The sequence below is a fragment of the Pseudomonas brassicacearum genome (genome assembly GCF_003732265.1).
GTDB classification, from domain to species: domain Bacteria; phylum Pseudomonadota; class Gammaproteobacteria; order Pseudomonadales; family Pseudomonadaceae; genus Aquipseudomonas; species Aquipseudomonas brassicacearum_D.
Genome location: NZ_MOBK01000188.1, coordinates 1 through 550 on the forward strand (window position 1 = coordinate 1; position 550 = coordinate 550).

Below are 550 nucleotides of genomic sequence, written 5' to 3' on the forward strand. Positions count from 1 at the left end.
ATGGCGAGGATCTGCTGTCGCTGGAAGTCGGCGGCGAAGCGGTTCATGTGCGGCTGCTGGATTACATCGAGGGCCAGCCGCTGACGCATCTCGATCACTTGGGTCGTGATGTGGTGGCGGGGTTCGGCCGGCTCTGCGGTGAGATGGATCTGGCGCTGGCCGGGTTCGACCATCCGGGCCTTGAGCGCACGTTGCAGTGGGATGCGCGCCACGCCAGCGCACTGATCAGCCATCTGCTGCCGGTGATCAAGGATGAGCAGCAACGCGCATTGATTGCCGATGCGGCAGAACAGGCCGAGCGCCGCTTGCAACCGTTGCAGGGCAAACTGCCGGTGCAGGCGATCCACATGGACATCACCGATGACAACGCTGTATGGGCGCGCGATGCCCAGCGGCACTGGCAATTGCAGGGCGTGATCGACTTTGGCGATCTGGTACGCACCTGGCGCATCAGCGATCTGTCGGTGACTTGTGCGGCGTTGCTGCATCACGCCGGTGGCGATCCGTTTGTCATTCTGCCGGCGGTTCAGGCTTACCACGCGGTCAACCC

The 550-nt window shown here is 63.5% G+C and carries 1 protein-coding gene; it reads left to right on the forward strand.

All coding sequences use genetic code 11. From position 1 onward, the window contains the following. Positions 1-550: phosphotransferase (locus tag BK660_RS30750; RefSeq protein WP_148057506.1), on the forward strand; the 550-nt coding region annotated here is incomplete at both ends.